The sequence below is a fragment of the Ruegeria sp. AA6 genome, from assembly GCF_056542865.1.
Genome location: NZ_JBQGAN010000011.1, coordinates 108704 through 129865 on the forward strand (window position 1 = coordinate 108704; position 21162 = coordinate 129865).

The following is a 21162-nucleotide window of genomic DNA, read 5'->3' on the forward strand; positions in this document are numbered from 1 at the left end:
CACCAGACACAAGAATGGAAACCAGACACATTCACGGAAAGGGAAACCAATGAGCAAACCATCAATCGGGTTTATCGGCTTGGGACTAATGGGCGGAGCCATGGTGAGCCGACTGTTGGACCAAGGATACTCGGTCGCTGTATTGGGAAACCGCGACCGCACGCACCTGGACGCCGCGATTGACCGGGGCGCCCGCGAGATGCAAAACGCCCAAGAACTGGCTGAAGCCAGCGACATCGTGATGCTGTGCATGGGCACCTCCGAACAGGTCGAGGATCGTATGCGAGGTACAGATGGAGTGATTGCGGGATTGAAACCCGGGGCGGTCGTCATCGACTTTGGCACCTCTCTCCCAGGCAGTACACGCGCCTTGGCCGAAGAGGTTGCCGCAGCCGGTGGAAGCTATCTTGATGCGCCGCTTGGCCGGACGCCGGCGCACGCGCTCGAAGGCAAGCTCAACATCATGACTTCCGGCAACAAGGTTGCCTTCGACAAAGCCGAGCCGACACTGAAGGATTTGGGCGAAAACGTCTTTTACCTTGGCCCCGTTGGGTCCGGGCACACGGTAAAGCTGATCAACAACTTCTTCGGAATGACCGTCGCTAACGCGATGGCCGAAGCCTTTGCCATGGCAGATATCACCGGTGTTGACCGCAAGCAGCTGTATGACGTTATGGCCGCAGGGCCGCTGCATTCCGGAATGATGGATTTTGTCAAAGCCTACGGCGTTGAGAGCGACCCAAATCAGCTGGCCTTTGCCATTAAGAACGCGGCAAAAGACCTCGGGTATTATGACCGAATGGCGCGCGAGGCGGGCGTTGCCAGCGTGATGTCGCAGGGCGCGCTTTCGGCGCTGAATGACGCGCGCGACCACGGTCAGGCGGATGACATGGTCAGCCAGATGGTTGACTACTACGTCAAGCGTTTCAACACCTGATCGATGGCTGTCACCGCCAACCCCAATGCGGACCTGCCGCGCCTTGGCATCGTGCTGATGCTGACGGCGTGGCTATTCTTTTCGCTGGTGGACCTTGGGGCCAAGTGGTTGGCATTGGCCGGCGTGCCGGCATTTCAGTTGGCGTTCATGCGCTATGCGGGGCACTTCGTGATCTCTGTGGGCGTGATCGCCAAGGGCGGGATTGAGGCCAGCCGGTTCAAGACCGACCATCCATGGCAGGTCATTAGCCGGGCCTTGCTGCTGATCTCAGCGACCGTTTTCAATTTTTTTGCCCTGCGGTTTTTGCCTCTGACCGTCGTGTCGGCAATCATGTTCTCAAGCCCGGTCATCGTGTGCTTCCTGTCCGTTTTCGTTTTGAAGGAGAGAGTGGGACCATGGCGTTGGGCGGCTATCATCCTGGGTTTTCTGGGGGTGTTGGTTGTCGTGCGGCCCTTTGGTTCGGCCTTTCATCCGACCATGCTGCTGATCGTTTACAACGCCACCGCGTTGGCTTTTTACTCGATCATGACGCGCAGGCTGTCCGGGGTTGTTGCCGTGGACACCATGCAATTCTACCTCGGGCTTTCCGGGACGGTGGTCCTGCTGCCCTTCGCCATCTGGTTTTGGGTTCAGCCGGAAAACACGTGGAGCCTGATAGTCCTGATCAGCCTAGGCGTCTTTGGCTGGTGCGGGCATCAACTGCTGACGAACGCGCATCGGTTCGGAACGGCGAACCAGTTGATGCCATTCACCTATTCGTTCCTGATCTACGTTGCGATCTGGGGCTATCTGTTCTTTGACACTGTACCGGACGCATTCACGTTGGCAGGGGCTGCGCTGATCATGGTCGCCGGGCTCATCATCTGGAAAAGAGAAAATAAATGACGCGAATTGCCTGCATCGGCGAAGCAATGATCGAATTGTCCATGCTGGAGACCGGCGCGAACGTGGGCGTCGCGGGGGATACGCTTAACACAGCCATCTACATGCACCGCGCGGCTCCTGATCTGCAGGTGGAGTATGTGACATGTCTGGGCGACGACCCGTTCTCAGGGCGCATTGCGGACTTTATCGCCAGCCATGGCATCGGGACATCCGGCATCCGCATCATTCCCAACGCTTCTCCGGGACTATACGCGATCACGACCTCTGCGGACGGTGAACGCAGCTTTACCTATTGGCGCAGCGAGGCGGCCGCCCGCCAGCTTTTTGCCGATCATGACTTCAGCTCGCTGAAAGGTTATGACGTGCTGTACTTGTCAGGGATTTCCGTGGCCATTCTTCCGCATTCAGTAAGGCTTGCGCTTCTGGACTGGCTCGAAGGCTCTTCAGTCCGGTTGGTCTATGACAGCAATTTTCGTCCACGTCTTTGGGACAGCGCCGAACACGCCCGGCAGATCAACCAACGGCTTTGGCAGCGTGCAGATATTGCCCTACCATCCATCGACGACGAGATGGCACTGTTCGGGGAAAGCGCGGATCAAGTGGCGGCACGCTTTACCGATCATCACGGTGTCGGTGCATTGAAACGCGGAGAGGATGGCCCTCTTTCCATTGGTCAGAACATTGACCAATCCTATGAGTCTGCCAAAAACGTGCTGGATACCACAGCGGCGGGCGACAGTTTCAACGGTGGGTACCTCGCAGCCTTGCTGACAGGAAAATCGCAGGCCAAGGCCCTGATGGCCGGACACAATCTGGCCTCCACCGTTGTTCAGTTCCGCGGCGCGATCATTCCCGGATAAGTGACGCGAGATCCTCAGCGCCAACAAGGTCCAAAAGCGGTACTACCGGATCTGGCTGTGTGACAGCCGAGGCGATTTCCAACGCGCAAGGATCGTTCAGCGTCCTGCCCTTGGCGGTCTCGGACATGCAAAAGGAGATCCAGGCCCGCATCCCTGCAATCACCGCCTGAGAGCCGGTCTCACGGAGTGTGGGAACAAACCGATACGGCAGCTTCTGGCTGCCATCCATCGCGATTTGGTCCAGACGGTGCGCCAGCTCGAGGTTTTCAAAGCGGCGCAACAAAGCCTCGGCATAGTCCGGAACCTGTACTTGCAGTGCTGCGGGCAGCGTTGCGCCCGCATCCTTCATCAACTCGGAAACCAGCGGGCGCAAAACCGGGTCTCGAACCGCTTCGTGGACGTAGGTCAGGCCTCGCTCCAACCCGGCATAAGCCAACAGGGAATGGGCACCGTTCAACATGCGCAGCTTTCGCATCTCGTGCGGGGCTACGTCATCGACCAGTTGCACGCCCGGCCAATCCGGGTGCGGACCGGCGAAACTGTCTTCGATCACCCACTCCGAGAACGCCTCGGTCGGAACAGCCATAGGATCGCCGCTGATTGCGCGAACGGCGTCCGTGGTAGCCGGGGTGATCCGGTCGACCATCGCGTTTGGAAAGCGAACGGCATTCCAATTCACGTCCAGACCGGCTGCATTCGCAAAATCGGCAACTGCCGTTTCGAGCGTTTTGCCGTTTTCCATGCGATTGTCACAGCTTAGCACCGTCACTGGCTTGCACCGTTCCGCAAGGCCATAAGCTAAAAACCCGATCAGCGTCGCAGGTCCTTGCCCTGCCAGATCGGTGGCAATCGCCGGGTCCTGAAGGTTCAGATTGCCCGCGGCGTCCAAATGGTAACCTTTCTCGGTGACGGTCGCCGAGATGATCTCGGCATCCGCCATCACATCGAAAATCTCTGTGCGATCATTGGGCACGACCAGAACGTCACGCAGAGCTTTGATGCGCCGGACGCCCTGCCCCTGTACGCACAAATCGTACTCGAAACCTTGTCGAGCCAATCCATCCCGAACCGAGGATGAACGCAGGCTGACGCCGACAACGTCCCATCCGCCAGCTTGATCCGTGTAGTCCAGCAAATGCGCCCGGGCGAAGTTTCCAAGGCCGAAGTGAAGAATTGTACCCATCTAGCTATGCAATCCGTAAACTTGTTTCGCCAAATCGACAGCCAGCAACTGCGCAAGATGCTCAGCACTATCCCGACCGAAATAGCCGCGCGCAACCTGCTCGGCCAGATGAATCGCCACTCCCCGTCGCCACAGGTCGTGCCGTGCAGGAATGGACAGAAAAGCCCGCGTGTCGTCATTGAATCCGGCCAGATTGTAATATCCGGACGTTTCAACAATCTGATCGAAATACCGCGCTATCCCGGCTGGGCTGTCGTGGAACCACCAAGGCGGCCCGATCCTAAGGCACGGCCAATGTCCCGCCATGGGCGCCAGTTCACGGGCATAGGTGCTTTCGTCCAATGTGAAGAGTATGATGCGCAGTTCCGCCGAGTTTCCGACCCGGTTCAAAAGCGCCTCAAGACCCGTGACCCAATTCATCGCGATTGGAATGTCGGCCCCCTTGTCCCGTCCGAAGTCTCGCATTACCGCGTCGTTCGTGTTGCGCTTGCTGCCAGCATGTATCTGCATGGTCAGACCATCATCGATAGACATCTGCGCCATTTCGATCAGCATATGCCCATAGAACCGGCGCGCGCCCTGTTCTGTGCCTTCCCGCCGTCTCAGCCGTTGGTACAGCGCATCCGGGTCGTCCAGCCACTCGGTCTGCACACGTTCGATACCGTGGTCGGTGGCCGTACAGCCCAGCTGGATGAAATAAGCCCGCCGCATTCGCAGCGCGTTGAGGTAGCCATCGTAGCTGCCCAGATCGCAGCCCGTCAGCTCGGCCAACTTTTTCAGGTTTTGTACGAACTCCGGGTCCGCCCCATCCAAAACCCCGTCAGGGCGGAACGTCGGAACAACTCGCCCACCCCAACCGCTTGCACGAATTTCCCGATGCTCAACGAGGCTGTCGAGAGCGGAATCTGTGGTGGCCAGAACCTCGATCCCAAATCTGTCGAACAAAGCCCTCGGACGAAATTCAGGTCGCGCCAGCTTTTCTGAGATCTTATCGTAAACCTGGTCTGCCGTGCGCGAAGACAACTCCTCAGACACGCCCAGCGTTTCATGCAGCACGTAATTCATCCAGATCCGGGATGGCGTTCCCAGAAACAGATGCCAGTGCTCGGCAAAAGTGCGAAAAACGGCGCGAGGATCCTTCTTTCGCCCCTCTTCCCCAATGCCAAGTTCGGACAAGGGAACGCCCTGCGAATAGAGCATACGGAACACGTAATGGTCGGGAACCACCAGCAGTTCTGCCGGGTTGGGAAACGGCGCATCGGTTGCAAACCACCCCGGATCGCAGTGACCATGCGGAGATACGATCGGCAGGTCCCTGATGCCCAAGTACAGGTCTTCTGCCATGCCATTCAAATTACCGGTCAATTCTGCCTCCGATACTGCTGCCCGCAATTGTTAACACAGTTTTTAATGGTTGCATCTTTCCCGTTCGAACCCGCAGACTGACCGGGTGATCCGGGGGAATGAATGAATATTGCGCTGATTGGTTTGGGGATGGTTTCGGGTACGCATTTGGCTGCAATTCGGGCATCGGATCAAGGCCTCAATCTTGCTGGCGTCCTCGGGCGCAATCCTGAAAAAGCAGCTGAGTTCGCGCAGCGAAACGACACCCGCGCGTTCAGCTCGGTCGAGGAAATCGCAAACGACCCAAACGTCGACTTTGCGATCATCGCAACCCCGCCCGATCAGCGCACAGAGTTGGTTCGGGTTCTTTCGACCGCTTCGAAACCGATCCTGATGGAAAAGCCCATCGAAAGAACGCTGGCCGCCGCGACAGCCATTGTCGAGCAGTGCGAGGCCTCTGGCGTGCCGCTGGGTATCGTCTTTCAGCACCGCGCCCGCGCCGCCTCGCAGGCGCTGAAATCAGCCATTGAACTGGGTGAGCTGGGCTCGATCGCCACGGTGGAGATCCGTGTCCCTTGGTGGCGTGATCAGAGCTACTATGACGAGCCGGGTCGCGGCACTTACGCACGCGACGGAGGCGGTGTCATGATCTCGCAGGCAATCCACACGCTTGACCTTGCGATGTGGCTGCTGGGGCCGATCTCGGGCATTCAAGCCATGATGAGAAAAACTCCGTTACACGATCTCGAGGCCGAGGATTGGGCAGGTGCAATCTTTGAAACAGATAGCGGCGCAGTGGGTACCTTGATGGCGACAACGGCCGAATATCCCGGGGCCGCAGAGTCCATCACCATCCAGGGCACGCACGCCAAAGCGCATCTGGAGTCAGGTGTCCTGACCTTGACCACTTTCGATGGTCAGAAATCCACGTTTGGCGAATCGTCCGCCACAGGCGGAGGGGCCGATCCCATGGCGTTCACCCATGCTTGGCATCAGGCGGTTATCGAGGATTTCGCCAAGGCCGTTGCCGGTGGAACGCGGCCCATGGCCACTGGACGTAGTGCCCTTTTGACCCACGCCGTCATCGACGCGATGCAGATCGCCAATCGAACCGGCCAGAAAACACGAGTCATCTCATGAGCCTGACCTGCGTCGCCCTTGGCCTGGACCACCGCCATATCTATGGCATGACGGAAAACATGCGCAAAATCGGAGTGGACTGCGTTGGCTATTGGACAAAAGGCGATCCGGAAACGCTGGCGGGCTACGTCAAAAGGTTTCCCGATATTCTGCGGCTGGCCCGACTGGAAGACGCCTTAACTTGCGGGGCGGATCTGGCGCTAATTTCGGCAATACCGGCAGATAGGGCCACTTTGACAATCCGCGCCATGCAAAACGGCATGGACGTCATGAGCGACAAGCCGGGCTGTACGACGTTCGAGCAACTCGACCAGATCAAACGGGCGGTTGCGGACACCGGTCGCATCTGGTCGGTGAATTTTTCCGAAAGGTTTGAAACGCCCGTCAGCACCCGGGCGACCGAGTTGGTCGAGGCCGGTGCCATCGGGCGCGTGATCCAGACGGTCGGACTTGGCCCGCACCGATTGAACCGGGCAACTCGTCCGGAATGGTTTTTTCAGCGTGAACGCTATGGCGGTATTCTGACCGACATCGCCTCGCATCAGATCGATCAGTTCTTGCACTACACAGGTTCGGAAACTGCGGAAATCACAAACGCTTGTGTGGCGAACTACGCAAACCCTAAAGATCCCAGATTGCAGGATTTCGGAGAGCTCAATCTACGAAGCGAGAACGGCACCGGGTACATCCGGGTTGACTGGTTTACGCCGGATGCCCTGCCAAACTGGGGGGATGGTCGCCTGACGATCCTGGGCACCGAAGGCTATATCGAGTTGCGGAAATACGTTGATGTGGGTGGAGCCTCGGGAACAGACCAACTGATCCTCGTCAATGGTGATACCTGCCAAAAGATCGACGCATCTGACGCCGGCCTTCCCTACTTTTCGCGCCTGGCCGATGACATCCGTAACCGGACCGAAACCGCGATGATCCAAACCCACTGCTTTACGGTCATGGAACTGGCATTGCACGCGCAGGAAATGGCGGAACGCAAATGATCAACGTTGCGATACTTGGCGCAGGTATCGGTGCGCAACATTTAAGCGCACTGGAACGGCTTGACCGCAAATTCCGCGTAACCGCCGTGGTCGACCAGAACACGGACCGGATCGAGCAGATTCGACAGAACTCTGATTTTCGGGCACTGACCAACATTCAAGACGCGCTGGCTGATCCGGAGATCGACGTCATCGACATATGCCTGCCACCCCATCTGCATGTGCCGACCACCCTTGCCGCACTGGCCGCAGGAAAACACGTTGTCTGCGAAAAGCCTCTCGCGACCTCGATGCAGGATGTGGATCGGATCACGGCAGCCGCCCGCAGCGCAGGCAAGCATGTGTTTCCGGTTTTTCAATACCGGTGGGGCCCGTCACTGGCCCAATTGCGCCACCTGCAACGCGCTGGCCTGAGCGGAGCGGTCCAAACTGCCGCGCTTGAAACTCATTGGTCCCGAGGTGCTGACTATTACGCAGTGCCGTGGCGGGGAACATGGGCCGGTGAACGCGGCGGCGCAGTGCTGGGCCATGCCATCCACAACCATGATCTGCTGACTCATATTGCGGGTGATATCGCCTGGGTGTCTGCAATGGCCACAACGCGGGTCAACCCGATCGAGACCGAAGACTGCGCCGCGATCTGTTTTGGCATGACTTCCGGCGCTTTGTGCACAAGCAATATCACCTTGGGCGCCGCCACGGACGAAACCCGCCTGCGGTTCGTCTTTGAAAAGGTGACCGCTACCTCTGGCACGGAACCCTATGCCCCGGGTCAAACGCCCTGGACATTCGTCGCGCGGGACCCGGTGGATCAAGCCGCTATCGACCACGCTCTTGCCGCCTCCGCTGTCGAGCCAACAGGTTTCGAAGGGTTCTTTACCGAAGTCGGGAAGGCGCTGCAGTCTGAGGCAAATTCGGCCGTTACGCTGCAGGACGGCGCTGCGTCCATCGGCCTTGTGACGGCGATTTATCACGCTGCGCGCACCGGGCAGCGTGTTACCCTTCCCATCGAGCCCGATCACCCTCTGTATGAAGGATGGCTGCCATGAAACAATGCTGGCGTTGGTTCGGACCCGATGATCCAATCGCCCTGGCCGATCTCCATCAAGTCGGGGTTCAGGGCATCGTCACCGCGCTGCATCACGTCCCACCGGGACAGCCTTGGGACGAACCGAGCATCGCCGATCGGCAGGCAGTTCTGGATGCTGCCGGGTACAGTTGGGACGTTGTCGAAAGCCTGCCCGTCTCCGAGGCGATCAAGACGCAGTCCGCAGACATAGCCGAACATCTGCAGGCGTATAAGTCCAGCCTCAGGGCCCTGTCCGCCCGTGGCGTCAAAGTCGTGTGCTACAACTTTATGCCGATCCTGGATTGGACACGCACCGCCCTTCGCGCCCCGCAGCCGCATGGCGGAACGGCCATGCTGTTCGACCTGACTGATTTTGCTGCTTTCGACATATATATTCTCGAACGTCCGGGCGCGTCGGAAGACTATTCCAACGACGTCCAGCAAACGGCCGAGGATCGCTTCTTGCGCATGTCGGATGAATCCAAAGCCCAGTTGCAGCACAATGTCACTGCGGGGCTGCCCGGCGCCAACGATCAGTGGAGCGTGCAGGACGTGCGCTCTTTGTTGCAGACATATGCGCATATAGACCGTGACCGGCTTCGCGCAAACCTGATCGACTTCCTGTCTGAAGTCGCACCAGTGGCCCAAGTACTGGATCTGCGCTTGTGCTGTCATCCGGATGATCCGCCGTTCTCGTTGCTCGGTCTGCCGCGGGTCATGTCCAGCACCGAGGACTACGGCGCCGTTCTGGATGCAGTTGATTTGCAGGCGAACGGCGCAACGTTGTGTACCGGCTCGCTGGGAGTGTCCCCCGAATTCGATGGGCCGGACTTCGTGCGTAGACATGGCGGCCGGATTCACTTTGTTCACTTGCGGAACACCAGACGCATCGCGGGGTCAGACAGCCAGAAGCCGGACTTCTTTGAGGCCCCGCATTTGGAGGGCGACACCGACATGGTCGGCACCATTCGCGAACTGATGAACGAACAGCGCCGCCGTAAATCCCAAGGGCGTGGCGACTGGCAAATTCCGATGCGGCCCGACCACGGACAAGAACTGCTGAGCGATCTGGGCGGACACAGCACTCCCGGCTATCCGCTAATCGGACGAATGCGCGGGCTGGCGGAACTGCGCGGCATCATGGCGGCGTTCTCGTAACGCGTCGGATCAGGCGGTTTCTTTCCGCCGCAACACTTCTTTGCTTGCCTGAACGCCGCATTCTTCGTTTACTTACGGCACGTAAACGGGCAGCGGGGTGTCTTCCGGACTCGCCCGACGTCTGTTCAAGACGCGTGAAACTCCCGCGAAAACCGATGCAATTGAGCATCATTTTTCGAAACGTCTGCCATACCGAAATGGCGGAAAAACGGGAGGATTCCAAATGAAAACAGCAGGCGTAATCGGTCTTGGCGACATGGGCAGCGGCCTTGCCAAGAACCTGATCAAGAATGGCTTTGAAACATCCGGTTTCGACCTAAGCGAGACGCGCATGACGGTATTTACCGACATAGGTGGCCTGGCCAAGGATAGCGTGGGACAGGTCGGCCGTCACGCCGCCAGTGTGTTTGTCATGGTGATGAACGGAGATCAGGCCCGCGATGTCATTCTGGGTGAAAATGGCTTGGTTGCGAACATGGCCAAAGGCGGAACTGTCATCCTGTCGGCGACCATTACCCCGGCCGAAGCAAGCGCTATCGGGCAAGACATGGAGGGCGCAGGCATCCACCTGATCGACACTCCGGTCTCGGGCGGGTTTCCCGGCGCGCAGAACGGCACATTGACGATGATGGCTGCCGGCGCTGCGGATGTGCTGGACCGAAATGCCGAAGTCATGCAGGCAGTGTCGGCAACCATTCATCGGGTTGGAGAAAACGCCGGCGACGGGCAAACCGTGAAAGCCTGCCTGCAATCCCTTATCGGATCGATCTTTTCCGCCACATTCGAGGCTGCGGCCCTGGCGGCCAAAGCCGGTGTCAGCGGTCAGGCATTGCTTGATGTGTTCTCCTCATCCAGCGCGGGGTGCGGCGTCGTGAATACCGCCCTTGAAAACATCATTGATCGCAAGTTCGAAGCCACCGGTAGTCATATCGCAACCATGCATAAGGACCTGACGATCTCTCTGGCACTGGCCGGTGCATTGGGCGTTCCCATGCACACAGCGTCATCCGCAATGCAGATCTTTCACGCCGGAAAAACCAAATACCCGAATGGCGACAACTGGGTGTGTACTCGCGTCATCGAAGAGATCGTTGGCGCAGAATTGCATCGCTGAGGGGACCGGACATGAAATTAGGTGTAATTTGCGACGGCATTTCCCGCGATCTGCGGCATGCCGTGGACGTAATGGACGAATTCGGTCTGGATTATGCAGAGCTTCAATTCGTTGGCGATACGGAGGTCGGAGACCATTCCCCGCAGGAAATTGCCGAGATCGACGCGCTTTTGCGCGACCGGGGCAAGCCTGTGTCGTGTCTATCGCGCCATATCTTTGCGGGGATGACAGCTGCCAACAGGCCCGGCGACGACCTGCACACTCGGCATATGGACGCCTTGAAACGCGTGATCGACATGGCGCATGCTGTTGCGTCTCCGCTTGTTCGGATCATGACGCAACGAAAAGAGCAGATACTGTGGGGAAAAAACGGTGCCGAAAAATGGAACGTAGCGCATGGAGTATGGGACTCGATGCCGCCTCTGATCGCGCCGGCGGTTGAACTGGCAAGAGCTGAAGGCGTGAAACTTGTCGTGGAAACCGGAAACGGCACGCTGGTCAATTCCAACTATACAGCCCGCAAGCTGATTGACGAGTTAGACGCAAAAGACACTTTGAAAGTGCTGTGGGACCCCGGAAACAACTGCTGGTGCCATGAACTGGCATACCCGGAAGGTTATGAAGAACTGCGTGGCGGCTACTTGGGTCACATTCACATCAAGGACGTAAAGGTCGACACGCCGCGGGCAACGCTGGAAGTACGACGCATGGGGGAAGGTCAGCTTGCGCCTCTGTTCCAACCCATCGCGGACGCACTCAGATCCGACGGCTATGATGGCGTCATTTCGTTCGAAAGCGTTTATCACCCCGGCAACGGAAACTTCGAAGATGGTTTTCGCCTGTGTGTGGACAGGTTCAAAAGCCTGTTTGCATAGGTGTACCGTCAATATTCGTTTAAAATCAAAAGCTTAACCCCCATTTCTGAATGCCGAGCGGGATACAGAAAGCTGGGCGCGTTAGCGTGAAGTCAAGGAAAGGGCCTGCTGGATGAAGCAAGAGTTTTTTGAGCTGTCAATTGAAACACCCGGCAAATCCCTCACCGACGTCAGCGGGATCGTTCAGCGTGAGGTGTCCGAACATGAATTTGTCTCGGGCCTGCTGACCCTTTGGTGCGTCCACACGGGTGCTGCGCTGTTGGTGCAGGCCAATGCCGATCCCGAGGTGCTTAAGGATATCGAGACGTTCTTCGAGGAACTCGTACCCAAGTCACCAGGCAAGTATCACCACCGCCCGACCGAGGACGACAATGCTCCATCGCATCTGAGGGCGCTGTTGACGCAAACTCAGGTATCGATCCCGGTCGAACAGGGTCAGCTTCCGCTGGGCCGCGTACAAAGCCTATACCTGTTCGAACATCGGGAAGCACCCAAGACACGCCGATTGAAGGCGCACTACATCGGGACTTGAGACTTCGGGTCTCATGGAGCGTTGACAGTGCTAACGCCCCATCCAGCCCCCGTCGACTACAAGGATTTCACCGTTGACGAAGTCCGACGCGGCAGAGGCCAGAAAGACCACCGGTCCGGCAAAATCACCAGGCGCACCCCAACGGCCCAGGGGTGTTCGCTCCAGGATCGACTTCGACCGGACCGGATCATCCCGCAGAGCTTGGGTGTTGTCGGTCGCGATGTAGCCAGGCGCAATCGCATTCACATTCACGCCCTGCCCGGCCCATTCGTTGGCCAAAGCCTTGGTCAGCTGTCCAATCCCACCTTTCGAGGCCGCATATCCCGGCACGGTGATGCCGCCCTGAAATGTCAGCAGCGACGCAGTGAAGATGATCTTCCCGGAGCCGCGCGTTAGCATGTCCTTCCCGATCTCTCGAGACAGAACGAACTGCGAGGACAGATTCACCTCAATCACTTCGTCCCACCAGTCGTCCGGGTGTTCGGCGGCGGGTTTGCGTTTGATCGTGCCGGCATTGTTAACAAGGATATCAGGGGTTCGTCCATCGGCCCTCAAGTGGTCAATGAACCCATGCAGAGCGGCGCGATCCGAGAAGTCGCATTGGTAAGCCCGGAAATTACGCCCGATCGCTGTCACGGCTTTTTCGACATCCGACCCGGACAGTTCGAGCGAGGCGGACACTCCGATGATGTCGGCTCCGGCCGATGCTAATGCCTCGGCCATGCCGCGCCCGATACCGCGTTTGCACCCAGTCACAAGGGCCGTCTTTCCCGTCAGGTCGAAACTTTGCAAAACACTCATGTACGCGGTCCTACTTCGATCAGGCTTTTCATTGCGGTTGGACTGCGATCCAGTGCTTCGAACGCGGCCTGAATGTCTGCCAGAGGGCTGACGTCAGTAATCACGACATCAGCGTCCACGCCGCCCGAGGCGACAACTGCAATGGCTTTCTCGTAATCCTCTGGCTCATAGACCCGAGCACCGATCAGTTGCAGCTCTCGCCAGAAAAACTGGAACAGGTCAATCTGGGGCTTTTGAGCATGGATCGCGACCATCACGATCCGAGCCCGCGTCGCGGCAACGGCGGTCATCGCATCAACACCGGGCTGCGTTCCCGACACCTCGAAAACCACATCTGCGCCTTTGTCGCCCGTGCGCGCGTTGATTGTGGACACCAGTTCGGTCTCTGTTGGGTTGATCGTGTCAAAACCAAGTTTTTCAGCTATCGCCAGACGGTTCGGATTCACTTCGGAAATCACGACATTTCCACCCGCATCCCGCGCAACCATGGCAACCAGGATGCCGATCGGGCCGCCGCCGATGACGACAACGTCCTCTCCTGTTTGCAGGCCAGACAGCCGCACATCGTGGCAGGCAACAGCGACCGGCTCGATTAGCGCCGCGTGATCCATGCGCAAGTCATCCGGCAGAACGTGCAAAGTGTGGGCCGGAACGGTCCAGATCTCTTGCATGGCGCCATCGGTGTCGAGGCCGAGAAACTTGAGGTTCTGACAGATATGCTGATGCCCCCGTTTACAAGCTGGACATCCTCCGCAGTGATCAAGCGGTCGGACAACGACCTTCTGGCCGGGTACGACCGTATCGACGCCCTCGCCCACCGCTTCGACGACACCTGACATCTCATGCCCAATCACCCGGTTCAGGCCGACACGAGCATCCATGTTGCCGTGGTAGACGTGCATATCCGTCCCGCAAATCCCACAATAGGCAACGCGAATGGCAGCCTCGCCGGAGCCCGGATCCGTCGCTTGGGCTTGCTCTACAGCAAAGCTCTTATTGCCCCTGTAGTATGCCGCAGAGATCGTCTGGGTCGTCATTTATGCATCTCCTTGTGTTCCGCATTCAATTTGTCCCAGTCGAATTCCACTCCCGTTCCCGGGGTATCCGGGGCCACGGCCAGACATTCTTCCACAACCAGCGGACGGGTCGTGTACTGGTCTATCGGGAATGAGTGTACTTCTAGCCACCCTGCGTTGGGTTGTGCAGAAACAAGGCTGACGTGCAGCTCCTGCATCCCATGACTGCAAACCGGAATGCCGTGCTGTGCGCTTAGCGCGGCCACGCGCAGCCAGCCGGTGATCCCACCGCAGTTTGAGGCATCGGGCTGGATGAAACTCAGCTTCGCGTCATCAAAAGCGTATTCGAATTCGTGTATGGTGTGTAGGTTTTCACCCATGGCAAGGGGTACGCCCGTCGCTTCGACAATTCGGCCATAACCTTTGTAGTCGTCTGGAATGGTCGGTTCCTCGAACCACAGAATATCGCAGTCGGTAAACCCTCTGGCAGCCACGATGGACTCTTCGACGCTCATAGAGTAATTCGCGTCGACCATGAAGAACCGGTCCGGGCCCAGCATCTCGCGCACCGCCCGGGCACGTGCAAGATCGTCGGCCAGGTCTGGTTGACCGACTTTGATCTTGACTGCGTTGAACCCACGCGCAAGGTACCCTTCAGTCTGGTGCAGCAGTTTCTCTAACGAGAAATTCAGGTCGATCCCGCCGGCGTAGGCGTTGCAACGTTTGGACGCTCCGCCGGCCATCTGCCACAATGGCGCATTCTGCGTTCTGCCGCGAATGTCCCACAATGCAATATCCACGGCCGAGATGGCAAACGAGGCGATCCCGCCACGTGCGACGTAGTGCACATGCCACTGCATGGCGTCGTACAGGCTTTCGATCTGTTCGGCGTCTTGTCCTACAAGGAACGGCGCCAGGTCATGCTGGATCATCGCTAGGATGGCATGACCACCCTTGCCCCCCGTATAGGTATACCCGACCCCCTCGACCCCATCCGAGGTTTGAATGGTGACTGTGATCAATTGAAAAAACGTGTGATCCCCATGTTTGGCATCGACTAGGACCTCAGCGAGCGGAACGTTGAACAGCCGCGCTGAAACACTTTCTATACGATTCATGAACCCAAGACCTTCTGCTGCCTGGCAATAACCCGAGACTGTAAAAGGATGACCGCAAATAGAAAGCCTCCACGTATGACCATCTGCCAATAGGCACTGAAACTGATGGTGCCCTGACCGTTTTCAAAGTTCAGAACGTTGAAGACAAGCCCCAGCAACAGCGCACCGGCCACCGTCGCAGGGATCGAACCCATCCCACCGGTCAACAAAGTGCCGCCCACCACGACGGACGCGATAGCCGACAATTCCCATCCGATACCCTCAAGGGGTTGTCCGGCTCCAAAGCCCGAGGCCAAAAAGACTCCGGCCAGCCCCGCGCAGCCCCCCGACAGCAGGTAGACGAAAGCCTTGGCGCGATTGACTTTCAGGCCCATTAGGTTCGAGGCATCCTCGCTGCCACCGATCGCCAAGACGGTCCGCCCGATGGTTGTCCTTTCCAGCACCAACCAAAGTGCCAGGGTCAGTCCGGCCACGATGACGATTGTCCATGGAAACAGGCCGAACGCCTGCCCCATGCCAAGCTTGGTGAAGTTCGACCCCCAATCGACTGAAATTGTCTGGGCGCCCGAAATCACCAATGCGCCGCCTTTGGCGGCCAACATGGTCGCTAATGTGGCGATGAAGGGCGGGATTCGAAGGATGATTATACAAAAGGCGTTGATCGCCCCGAAACCAAACCCGGCAAGAACGGCCCCCGGCAAGGCAACCTGAATCCCGTAGGGGCTGAGATAGGCCGCAACAACCGACGTAAAGGCCGCAACGGATCCGACCGATAGATCAATCCCGCCGGTCATGATCACGAAACACATGCCCAGTGCGATCGCAATGAACATCGCGTTGTAATTCAGGAAAGACGAGAAATTGTAGGCGCTGCCAAAGTTTTCATAGCGCATCAGCCCGAACAGGATCAAAGCCAGCAGTGCGAGCCACACCGTCACCGAAGCCGAATTGCGCCGAAGGTACTTTCGCAGGTCAAAAGCCGTTTCATCCAACATCAGTCAAGCCCTCCGGAACTGCTGAACCCAAACGGCCAGGATAATGATGACGGCCTTGGCGATTAATGCAACTTCGTCCTCTACCCCGTTGGCCAACAACGTATATTTGACCAATTGGATGATGACGGCTCCCAGTATGGCACCAAAGATCGGCGCCCGCCCGCCTTGTAAAAGAGCACCGCCAACAACCGCGGCCGCGATGGCATCAAGCTCCATCAGATTGCCGTTGCGCGCAGCGTCCGAGGCCGAGTTGATAGCAACCACGATCAGACCGGCCAGGCCCGCAAGCACCGCGCAGATGGCATAAGCCCCGATCTTGACCCGTCGGACAGGACCACCCGACAGATAGGCCGCGCGTTCATTGCCGCCGATGGCTAGCAGGTAACGGCCCCATGTGGTTCTGGTGATCACCCAAAACAGCACACAGGCAATGGCCAGCGCCAGCCAACCTTGGAACGGCAAGCCAAACACCTTGCCGGTTCCAAGATAACTGAATGAAGGGTTTGAAAATGTCTGCAGGTTTCCGTTCGTCAAAACTTGGGCAATACCGCGACCAGAGATGAAGAGAATGAGCGTTGCCACAATGGGCTGCACGTTCAATACGGCAACCATCACGCCGTTGAACACCCCGCATAGCCCCGCGACGAACAGCGGCAGGACAATGGCCAAAGTTACGCCTAGCATCGGATTAGCGGCGCCCAGATCCGACAGAAAGATCAGCGGGGCCAGCGCCCCCGCCAGTGCCATGACCGCACCAACCGACAGATCGATCCCACCCGTGGCGATTACCAGCGTCATGCCCATGGCCACGATGGCGATAGTGGCAACCTGGCTGATATTCACAAACAGGGTCTGCAACTGCAGGAAATTGGGGGTGAAAAACGCGTTGAACACCAGCAGGGCGACCAACGCGGCGATACCGCCGTGAAAGCGGAAGGGCATCGATGCGACCCGTTGCGGCAACTTCATTGCGCGGTCCATGAACCAGTTCCTTCTTCATTATGCGCAAGCGCGCGCACCAGTATGTTCTCGGTAATCCCGGGGTTGGTCAGTTCCTTAACCGAGCGCCCCTCATGCATGACTACGATGCGGTCGGCGCCTTCCACCAGTTCTTCGAATTCCGAACTGATGAGGACGACGCCGAACCCCTTCTCGACGTAAGACCGAATAAACGATTGGATTTCTCGCTTGGCGCCGACATCCACGCCTCGGGTCGGCTCGTCGAGTATCAGGATGTCGGGTTGCGTCGCCAGCCAACGAGCAAGCAGCACCTTCTGCTGGTTGCCGCCGGACAATTCGCGAATGGGTTGGTCCATATGCGCCGCCTTGATGCCCAGATCGTCGATGAAGGCCTGAACGATCTCGCGCTCGCGGGCAAAGTCGATTTGACCGCGACTGGCCAGTTTCGGCAGCAGGGCCAGCGTCATATTTTCGCGAACGGACATGTCAGGAATGATCCCTTCGGCCTTGCGATCTTCGGTCAGAAAGCCGACCCCGTTTGCGATCGCGTCACCCGGTCCGGGCGGTTGCCCGACCGAGCCATGCAACTCGATCGCGCCACTGCGGGCCCCGTCCACTCCGAACAAAGCGCGCGCCGCCTCGGTCCGGCCAGAGCCCAGCAACCCGCCCAGCCCAACGATTTCGCCGCGGTGGAGCGTAAGGTCGAAATGCGTCAATCGCGGGCCTGTCGAAACAGAGTCAGCCCGCAAAACGATATCTCCTTTCTTGGCCTTGGCACCCGCAAAGTCAGTTAGACCGTCCGCCGCGATCTCATCCGTGTTGCGGCCCAGCATGTCCGCGATCATTTCCAGTTTGGTCGTGTCCTTGACGGTACGCGTGCTGACGGTGCGCCCGTCTCGCATCGTTGTAACCCGATCGCAGATTTGGAACAGCTCATCGAGGAAATGCGAGACATACAGAACGGACACGCCCTGTTTCTTCAACTCGCGCACCACACCGAACAAAACCTCGACCTCGCTGGCATCCAGCGACGACGTGGGTTCGTCCATGATGACAAGTTTCGCGTCCAGAGAAACAGCCCGCGCAATCGCAACCAACTGCTGGATCGCTGTCGAGAAATTTCCCAGCGGCTCGGTCACGTCAATATCTATGCCAAAGCGCGCAAGAACCTCGCGTGCGCGCCTGTCGCCCTCGCGCCAGTCGACCAGAAAGCCGAGACGTTTGGGCTCGTACCCCATGATGATGTTCTCGGTCACTGACCGCAGCGGCACCAGGTTGAGCTCTTGATAGATCGTGGCAATTCCGGATTCCTGCGCTTCGCGTGGGGTAGAAATGCAGCTTGGCACACCCGCCAGATGGACGTCGCCGGCATCCCGGTCGTAAACTCCGGTCAGAACTTTGATCATCGTCGATTTACCGGCACCGTTCTGGCCGATCAGCGCGTGAACCTCGCCAGCTGCGATCTTCAGGCTGGCCTGACTCAGTGCCGGTACGCCGGCAAAAGACTTTTCAACTCTCGACATCGAGACGAGCGCATTCATGAGATGTCTTCCTCCGATTGCTTGCAGGCGGCGCCAACCACAGGCCAGCACCACCCGCCAGGGAGAATCAATAGGCTTCGTCGATGTGATCGGCCGCGTTATCCTTGGTAAAGATGCGATCTTCGACTTTCACCCATTCCGGGATCGTCTCGCCAGCCGCGTATTTGTTCATGACTTCACAAGCCAGAGGACCGAAGAAGGGCGAGCTTTCCACCGTGACTCCCATCTTGCCATCGATGATAGCCTGAAGCGCATCGCGTGTCCCATCGATCGAAACAATGGTCACGTCCTCGCCGGGCTTGCGGCCGGCCAGTTCCAGAGCCTGGATCGCGCCAATCGCCATTTCGTCATTGTGGGCGTAGACCACGTTCACGTCGGGATGCGCCTGCAGCAGGGTCTCCATCACCTGACGACCCAGGTCGCGCGCAAAGTCACCGGTCTGAGAAGCCACAATCGCAAAGCGGTCATCCTCTGCAATCGCGTCGTCGAAACCCTTTTTGCGGTCATTTGCAGGCGAAGAACCAGTCGTGCCTTCCAACTGGACGATGACGCCCTTGTCGCCGTCGAAATTCTCCATCAGCCATTGTGCCGCCCGGTTGCCCTGATCGATGAAATCCGACCCCAGGAACGCTACGAAATGCTCGCCAGGCTTGGCTACGGCCGGATCAACCGAGCGGTCCACCAAAAAGGTCGGGATTCCCGCAGCACGGGCCTTCATAACGGCTGGGATCAAAGGCTTTTCTTCCCGCGGGGGAAGGAACAGAACGTCGATGCCTTGGGCGATCATGCTGTCCACATCCGCAACCTGCTTTGCCGCAGATCCGGCCGCATCCGTCGCGATCAGATCCCAGCCACAGGCTTCGGCCGTGTCATGGAACGATTTGGTCTCGGCGATGCGCCACGGGTTGTTCGACTCCATCTGCGCAAAGCCGACTTTGTAGCGATCCTTCTGCTCAAGCTGTGGCAAATCCTGCGCGATCACCGTGGTGCCCAAAAGTGCACCCGCCACAACCGTCGAGATCAAAAGAGTTCTGCGTTTCATGGTTATTCCTCCTCCATTGGTGCGGTCGCCTCCGTTTTGACCGCGAGTATTAGGTCATGCCCAATTCATGTAAGTCGTTTGTTTCCTCAGATACCCATCGAAGCCATAAGCGCCGTCTTCGCCCCCAACCCCGGACAGACCCCAACCGGTGTGAAATCCCTGCACGGCCTCGCCATTGGAGCGGTTCAGGTACAATTCGCCAAAATTCAAACGGTTCGGGGCCTCCATCAATCGCCGGTGCGATGCCGTAAAGAGATAGGCAGACAGCCCGAATGATGTGTCGTTCGCAAAGTCTATCGCCTGATCAAAATCCTCGACTCGCATGGCTGTCGCCACGGGGCCAAAGACCTCCTCTTGCATCGCGGCATTGCCGTTGTCTGAGACCTCAAGAACCGTCGGGGACATCCAGTGCCCCTTATGGTGCGCCCCGTCCGTCAGGGGCCCGCCTGCAAGATGAACCGTGGCTCCTTCGTCGATGCTGCGCTGGATGATCTCGGCGACCTTGGTCACTTCGGCCTTGCTGACTTTGGGACCCAAATCGCAGTCTTCCATCGGATCCCCGATCGACAAAGCGCGGGCCGCGGACACGAATTTTTCCAAGAACTGATCCGCAATGCCGCGATGCAGATACATACGCTCGTTGCAGGTGCAAATCTGGCCGCAATTGGCAAACCGTGCGGCAACGGCGGCCGAAACGGCGGCGTCAATATCCGCATCCTCCATCACAATGAGCGGAGCCTTACCGCCAAGCTCGAGCCGGACAACCTTGATCCGGTTGGCCGCTGCGCGAAAAATCTCTTTCCCGGCGCGTGTGCTGCCGGTCATCGTGATCAGTGACGTATCGGGGTGTTCGACCAACCGCTGCCCGACCACCGGCCCCTTGCCTGTCAGAACATTCAGAACACCCGGCGGAAACCCGACCTTGTCGGCAAGCTCGGCGATCGCAAGACCGGACAGCGGCGTGATTTCGTGCCCCAACAGAACAACGGTGTTGCCCGCGACCAGCGAAGGCCCGATTTTCCTGGCGGCCAATGCCAACGGATAGTTCCAGGCCGTCAACGCAACAACAACCCCATAAGGATGACGCCGGATCTGAATTTCCTCGGACTTGTTGTCCGATGCCACTATGTCACCCGAAATCCTCCGGGCCTCTTCAGCCGCATGACAAAGAAAGGTAACGGCGGCATCCACTTCACCTCGAGCTTGCGAGATCGGCTTGCCCTGCTCGGTCGTGATCAGGGCTGCCAGCCGCGTGGCGTCGACCCGGACGGCCTCGGCGAGCTTCAGGACCAGCCGCGCCCGCTCGATCGCCGGGCGCGAGGACCATGAGTCAAATGCCCGATGGGCCGCGTCGACCGCCGCATCCGCATGAGCGGTTGCGCCATCTGGAACTTGCGCAACGATCTCTTCACTTGCAGGGTTCTCGACACCAACCGTGTCCGCGCCAAAGTCGGTAAAGCGGCCATCGATGAACATCGAATGCCGAACGACTTGACCCAACCCCCCCACTACAGACTGCAATTTCGCCTCCCGCACCTGCTCGGCCAGACCACAACGGCGACCGCACTGCGATCAAAACACTAATAATATTATT

Annotated in this window: 19 protein-coding genes and 1 pseudogene; 10 read left to right on the forward strand and 10 right to left on the reverse strand. The window is 58.3% G+C overall.

Annotated elements, in window-relative coordinates; all coding sequences use genetic code 11:
• Nucleotides 1-7 precede the first annotated feature (7 nt).
• The 3 genes and pseudogenes from ACR0LN_RS14225 to ACR0LN_RS14235 all read left to right on the forward strand — a co-directional run.
• Nucleotides 8-937 (forward strand): annotated as a pseudogene (locus ACR0LN_RS14225) (NAD(P)-dependent oxidoreductase); the annotation flags it as partial.
• 3 nt (nucleotides 938-940) lie between these two features.
• Complete coding sequence (locus tag ACR0LN_RS14230) at nucleotides 941-1822, forward strand: DMT family transporter (protein ID WP_480430496.1); 882 nt, start codon at nucleotides 941-943, stop codon at nucleotides 1820-1822.
• Entirely contained in the window at nucleotides 1819-2682 is an 864-nt protein-coding gene (locus ACR0LN_RS14235; RefSeq protein WP_480430497.1) for a sugar kinase, read from the forward strand. The genes ACR0LN_RS14230 and ACR0LN_RS14235 overlap by 4 nt, the downstream gene beginning before the upstream one ends.
• On the opposite strand, the gene ACR0LN_RS14240 is transcribed toward ACR0LN_RS14235, so the two are convergent.
• Together ACR0LN_RS14240 and uxaC are read right to left on the reverse strand one after the other, a co-directional pair.
• Nucleotides 2669-3865 carry a mannitol dehydrogenase family protein gene (locus ACR0LN_RS14240; RefSeq protein WP_480430499.1) on the reverse strand — a complete coding sequence of 399 codons (1197 nt, stop codon included), beginning with the start codon at nucleotides 3863-3865 and terminating at the stop codon, nucleotides 2669-2671. The genes ACR0LN_RS14235 and ACR0LN_RS14240 overlap by 14 nt on opposite strands.
• Nucleotides 3866-5209, reverse strand: coding sequence for a glucuronate isomerase (uxaC, locus tag ACR0LN_RS14245; RefSeq protein WP_480430530.1), 1344 nt, complete (start codon nucleotides 5207-5209; stop codon nucleotides 3866-3868).
• A gap of 123 nt (nucleotides 5210-5332) precedes the next feature.
• Between uxaC and ACR0LN_RS14250 the strand changes: the two genes are divergently transcribed.
• From ACR0LN_RS14250 to ACR0LN_RS14280, 7 genes are all read left to right on the forward strand, one after another.
• Nucleotides 5333-6349, forward strand: coding sequence for a Gfo/Idh/MocA family protein (locus ACR0LN_RS14250; RefSeq protein WP_480430500.1), 1017 nt, complete (start codon nucleotides 5333-5335; stop codon nucleotides 6347-6349).
• Nucleotides 6346-7347 carry a Gfo/Idh/MocA family protein gene (locus ACR0LN_RS14255; RefSeq protein ID WP_480430501.1) on the forward strand — a complete coding sequence of 334 codons (1002 nt, stop codon included), beginning with the start codon at nucleotides 6346-6348 and terminating at the stop codon, nucleotides 7345-7347. The genes ACR0LN_RS14250 and ACR0LN_RS14255 overlap by 4 nt, the downstream gene beginning before the upstream one ends.
• Nucleotides 7344-8396, forward strand: coding sequence for a Gfo/Idh/MocA family protein (locus ACR0LN_RS14260; protein WP_480430502.1), 1053 nt, complete (start codon nucleotides 7344-7346; stop codon nucleotides 8394-8396). Before ACR0LN_RS14255 ends, ACR0LN_RS14260 begins: the two co-directional genes overlap by 4 nt.
• Nucleotides 8393-9574, forward strand: a complete 1182-nt coding sequence (uxuA, locus tag ACR0LN_RS14265; RefSeq protein ID WP_480430503.1) for a mannonate dehydratase — start codon at nucleotides 8393-8395, stop codon at nucleotides 9572-9574. The genes ACR0LN_RS14260 and uxuA overlap by 4 nt, the downstream gene beginning before the upstream one ends.
• A gap of 223 nt (nucleotides 9575-9797) precedes the next feature.
• Nucleotides 9798-10688 carry an NAD(P)-dependent oxidoreductase gene (locus ACR0LN_RS14270; RefSeq protein ID WP_480430505.1) on the forward strand — a complete coding sequence of 297 codons (891 nt, stop codon included), beginning with the start codon at nucleotides 9798-9800 and terminating at the stop codon, nucleotides 10686-10688.
• Nucleotides 10689-10699: 11 nt separating this feature from the next.
• Complete coding sequence (locus tag ACR0LN_RS14275; RefSeq protein ID WP_480430507.1) at nucleotides 10700-11563, forward strand: sugar phosphate isomerase/epimerase family protein; 864 nt, start codon at nucleotides 10700-10702, stop codon at nucleotides 11561-11563.
• Between the two features lie 112 nt (nucleotides 11564-11675).
• Nucleotides 11676-12095 (forward strand): secondary thiamine-phosphate synthase enzyme YjbQ, encoded by a 420-nt coding sequence (locus ACR0LN_RS14280; protein WP_480430508.1) that lies wholly within the window; start codon nucleotides 11676-11678, stop codon nucleotides 12093-12095.
• Nucleotides 12096-12125: 30 nt separating this feature from the next.
• Here ACR0LN_RS14280 and ACR0LN_RS14285 read toward each other — a convergent pair whose 3' ends face one another.
• From ACR0LN_RS14285 to ACR0LN_RS14320, 8 genes are all read right to left on the reverse strand, one after another.
• Nucleotides 12126-12896 carry an SDR family oxidoreductase gene (locus ACR0LN_RS14285; protein WP_480430510.1) on the reverse strand — a complete coding sequence of 257 codons (771 nt, stop codon included), beginning with the start codon at nucleotides 12894-12896 and terminating at the stop codon, nucleotides 12126-12128.
• Nucleotides 12893-13933 (reverse strand): zinc-dependent alcohol dehydrogenase, encoded by a 1041-nt coding sequence (locus ACR0LN_RS14290; protein ID WP_480430512.1) that lies wholly within the window; start codon nucleotides 13931-13933, stop codon nucleotides 12893-12895. The genes ACR0LN_RS14285 and ACR0LN_RS14290 overlap by 4 nt, the downstream gene beginning before the upstream one ends.
• Nucleotides 13930-15030, reverse strand: a complete 1101-nt coding sequence (locus ACR0LN_RS14295) for a mandelate racemase/muconate lactonizing enzyme family protein (RefSeq protein WP_480430514.1) — start codon at nucleotides 15028-15030, stop codon at nucleotides 13930-13932. Before ACR0LN_RS14295 ends, ACR0LN_RS14290 begins: the two co-directional genes overlap by 4 nt.
• Nucleotides 15027-16025 (reverse strand): ABC transporter permease, encoded by a 999-nt coding sequence (locus ACR0LN_RS14300; RefSeq protein WP_480430515.1) that lies wholly within the window; start codon nucleotides 16023-16025, stop codon nucleotides 15027-15029. The genes ACR0LN_RS14295 and ACR0LN_RS14300 overlap by 4 nt, the downstream gene beginning before the upstream one ends.
• Before the next feature lie 3 nt (nucleotides 16026-16028).
• Nucleotides 16029-17006, reverse strand: a complete 978-nt coding sequence (locus ACR0LN_RS14305) for an ABC transporter permease (protein ID WP_480430516.1) — start codon at nucleotides 17004-17006, stop codon at nucleotides 16029-16031.
• Complete coding sequence (locus tag ACR0LN_RS14310) at nucleotides 16991-18526, reverse strand: sugar ABC transporter ATP-binding protein (RefSeq protein ID WP_480430518.1); 1536 nt, start codon at nucleotides 18524-18526, stop codon at nucleotides 16991-16993. The genes ACR0LN_RS14305 and ACR0LN_RS14310 overlap by 16 nt, the downstream gene beginning before the upstream one ends.
• 67 nt (nucleotides 18527-18593) lie before the next feature.
• Nucleotides 18594-19568, reverse strand: coding sequence for an ABC transporter substrate-binding protein (locus tag ACR0LN_RS14315; RefSeq protein ID WP_480430519.1), 975 nt, complete (start codon nucleotides 19566-19568; stop codon nucleotides 18594-18596).
• Nucleotides 19569-19622: 54 nt separating this feature from the next.
• Complete coding sequence (locus ACR0LN_RS14320) at nucleotides 19623-21089, reverse strand: aldehyde dehydrogenase family protein (protein WP_480430521.1); 1467 nt, start codon at nucleotides 21087-21089, stop codon at nucleotides 19623-19625.
• Nucleotides 21090-21162 lie beyond the last annotated feature (73 nt).